Origin of the sequence: Protofrankia sp. CiP3, from assembly GCF_917627345.1 — a bacterium.
Lineage (GTDB): Bacteria > Actinomycetota > Actinomycetes > Frankiales > Frankiaceae > Protofrankia.
On record NZ_CAKJTM010000186.1, the window covers coordinates 1 to 3,453 of the forward strand.

Here is a 3,453-nt window from a genome sequence, read left to right on the forward strand (position 1 = left end):
CGTAATGCGCGGTCATCTGGGTGGACTCGTGATCGAGTAGAATCCGGATGACTTCTTGGGGGACGTCTCGGTTGATCAGCCGGCAGGCGAAGGTGTGCCGCCATTGGTGCGGAGTCAGGTGCACTGGCCGGTCGTGTTCGTCTCGGACATCGCAGGTGGTAAGCCACCGGTTGAGCATGGGGCGGTAGCTGCTGGGTGCAAAGGGGCGTTTCCCGCTGGCGTTCGCTCGTGCGCGGGGAAACAGGTGTGGGCTGCCGTCTGGCCAGCGGTCGGCGATGCGGCGTTGCTGGGCGCGGATCTCGGCTTCGAGTTCTTCGTCGATGGGGACAGCGGCTTCCCGTTTCATCTTGTTGTTGAGGTAGCGCAGGTAAGGGGCGCCCTGACCGTCGTGGAGGAGGCAGTCGAACGGCAACGTGCACGTGTCGGAGATCCGTAGCCCGCACCGGGTGAGGATCAGTGTGACCAGGCGTCCTTCGGGTGTCGGCCAGCGGGCGAGGTTGGTGGGTTGTTCGATCTGGGTCATGACGTATTCGGCGAGGCGGCGGGTGAGGCGCGGCGGGCGCTGGGGGTAGTCGCCGGTGAAGAACGTTGCCGTAGAAGGCAGGGTGTTATCCCAGCCGTGCTGGCGGATGGTCTGGAAGAACAGGTGAATCCCGCCGATGTGGCGGGTTTTGGTACTCGGTCCGCCTGGTGTGGTTGCAAGCCAGCCGAGGTAGCGTTCCAGGAGCGGCCGGTCGATCGCAGACAGCCCGGCGACGTGCGGGGCGGCGCTGGTGAGGAATTCGCTGAAACGCGTGAGTGCCTGGACGTTGCCGACCACGGTCTCGACGTTGAGCCCGCCGGTCAGACGCAGCCGGATCCAGCGTTTGGCCAGGGAGCGCAGCCACGGCTGGGTGATGCGGTCGAACCGCAGGCGAGCATGGTCCCGTGGCTGGCCGGCGGTGAACGTCAGGCCGGGCAGCCTTGCCAGCCGCCAGACGTCGCGGGGGTATTCGCGCTCCCATCCTGCGCCGTCGGCGAGCGTTTCCACCGCGTCCCGTGCGAACAGCAGGAACGACCGGGCACGTCCAGGTGTGCCGCCGCCGCGGCTGGTGGCGGCCCCCGATGTGGCCGTGAGCTGGTGCCACTGCGTTTCGGGAAGATCTAACAGTGAGGAGACCCCCGCCTCGGCGGCCCACCGGATCGTGCGCATCACGACGGGCGGTGGGGCCGGGACGGTGCCCTCGTCAGCGCGGCGCTGCACAGCGTACTGCAGTTCGAGCTTGAGCTGGGCGGGAAGGCTCCGGAAGTCGAGGAACGCCTTGCCCAGACGTGCGCAGTCGGCAATGAACTCCTCCGAGTGGGTGATGCCGGACCGCTTCCACCGCAGGGCGTGCGACCGGCAGAAGACTGTGGTGGCGCTCTCGGCCCACAGCGTGCAGAACGGCAGCCGGCACGCGGTGCCGGCCTCGTCCGTCACAGCTGCCCCGGCGGTCCACAAGGCGGGGTCCGGCCGCCCGGCCCGCCCCACCGGCCGCGGTGTCGGAAGCACAGCCCGTACCCGGCCAGGCCGTATCGGCAGCCGCGGACGGTGCAGCAGCCGAGCTCGGCTCGGCCGCGTATTGGCGGACCGGGCTCGGCGAGGAAGGCGGCCAGAGCCGGCCGGCCGCGGTCGCGCCAGCGGAGCCGGTGCCCGTTGCAGATCCCGTGGTCGGCGACGGGGTAGTCACAGGAGGGCACCGCGCATGTGGGGGTGCCGAGGACCGGATCCTGCGAGTCGGGGACGAGGACATCGGCCCGAAACTCCGGCCGGACGTAGGCCACCAGCTTCTCCAGCAGCCCGGGCCGAGGGTCAGGCATGCGTTCGACAGCGCTGTTCTCGCGCATGCCCATGTGTGCCTACTCCTCGTCCTCGTCGGGGAACACTCTCGCGGCGAGATTGACAGTGACCTGGCCGGTTCTCACCGCACCCCAGAGATAGACACCCCCGCTGGCGCTGGGTTGCTCGGCGCGTTGCTCGACCGACAACGCATCGCACCAAGCGTCAAAGACCCCTCGCGCTTTCTCAGCGGAGCCCAGACAGGTGACATGACCGACCAGGGTGCTGCCGGAACTTCCCACCGACCAGGCGAGTATTGGCAGGTGGCGGTGGGATGCCAGGATCTTCGTCAGCATGGTGGCGGCACGTCGCTGCCAGACAGCCTGCTCCCAGTCGGCGATATAATAGTCAGCTGTCACAGCCGCACTTCCCGGCCAGTGAACCAGCCCGCCGCTTCCAACGTGTTGCGGGCATCTTCGATACTCAGGTGACCGTAAATGTCGATCGTCGTCGTTACCGACGCGTGCCCGAGCAGTTCCTTCACGCTCTCCATTCCGGCGCCCTTGCGGAGCAGCCAGGTTGCGTATGTGTGCCGGAACAGGTGAGGAGCGAAGACGATTCCGGTTCGCCGGCGCAGCCGAATCACCAGGTCATAGACCGCGGGGTAGGTAAGCGGACGCCCGTGCGGGTCGGCCCACAAATTGACGAAGACGTAGTCGGAATCAAGCGGCCCGTACTCGCGGTTGAGATAGTCCACATAAAGGCGCACCAGCTCGGCGCTCACCGGAATGGTCCGCGGTCGTCCGCCCTTGACACGGGCCCGGTTGTCGTTACGCCGTGGCACCACACTGACCTGCCTCTCGGCAATCCCCAGGTCTTCGTGCCGCAGCCCGAGCGCCTCGCCAATACGCATCCCGCTGTCCAACAGCAGGGCGAGCAGCAGCCGGTCACGCAGATGCTCGCAGGCATCCAGGATAACCTGCGCCTCGCTGGCGGTCAGGATCTGCGGTCTCGGCTTCGGCGCCGCCAGTTTCATCGTCCGCCGTCGCTGCGGCCTGTTTTTCGTGACGTGGTGCAGGAAAGGCTTGTATGCCGACTCCGACCACCGTCGCCGGCCTGCCGGCTGCACGGCCGCGACAAGCCCAGCCAACGCCACCCCGTGCCGGGCGTGAAACTCGCAGAACGAGGCCAGCGCCGCAAGTTTCCGGTTCACGCTCACCGCAGCGCAGTGATGCCCCACCGTGGGCAGGACAGCCACCTGCCCGTCGCGAGCCACCGGCGGCAGCCGCAGCCAGGCCACGAAGCCAGCGACGTCCTCGACCGTGGCCGCCTGCCAGTCCCGGCCACGTCCGGCCAGGTAGGTGAAGTAGTCCTTCAGGTCGTGCGCATAGGCCTTGACCGTGTTCGCCGACCGTTCGATCGACGACAGATAGGCCAAGAACCGTTCCACTGGCTCCACCGGTGTGTGGTCGTCGCCGAGTAGCGTCCACGACTCGGTATCCGAGCCGGGCATGAGAACCCGTTGTACCCGCATCGCACCTCCCGCCTCCGTGATGGATAGCGGAAGGTAACCCCATCCACGACACAACGTGCTGGATGCTCGCCGTTCGTCGTCTACGTCGCGGACACGAGATCAGCAGCTCGAGATAACGGTG

General features: G+C 67.2%; 4 protein-coding genes. All 4 read right to left on the reverse strand.

Features of this window, described 5'->3' with window-relative positions; genetic code table 11:
- Window positions 1–1,459: tyrosine-type recombinase/integrase (locus MJ797_RS25780; RefSeq protein WP_239342218.1), on the reverse strand; the 1,459-nt coding region annotated here is incomplete at its 3' end.
- On the reverse strand, window positions 1,456–1,872 hold the full coding sequence (locus tag MJ797_RS25785; RefSeq protein ID WP_239342219.1) for a hypothetical protein: 417 nt from the start codon (window positions 1,870–1,872) through the stop codon (window positions 1,456–1,458). The genes MJ797_RS25785 and MJ797_RS25780, both read right to left, overlap by 4 nt.
- Window positions 1,873–1,878: 6 nt before the next feature.
- Window positions 1,879–2,217, reverse strand: coding sequence for a hypothetical protein (locus tag MJ797_RS25790; protein ID WP_239342220.1), 339 nt, complete (start codon window positions 2,215–2,217; stop codon window positions 1,879–1,881).
- The gene (locus MJ797_RS25795) at window positions 2,214–3,332 is read right to left on the reverse strand and encodes a site-specific integrase (protein ID WP_239342221.1); all 1,119 of its coding nucleotides are present in this window, start codon (window positions 3,330–3,332) and stop codon (window positions 2,214–2,216) included. The genes MJ797_RS25790 and MJ797_RS25795 overlap by 4 nt, the downstream gene beginning before the upstream one ends.
- Window positions 3,333–3,453 lie beyond the last annotated feature (121 nt).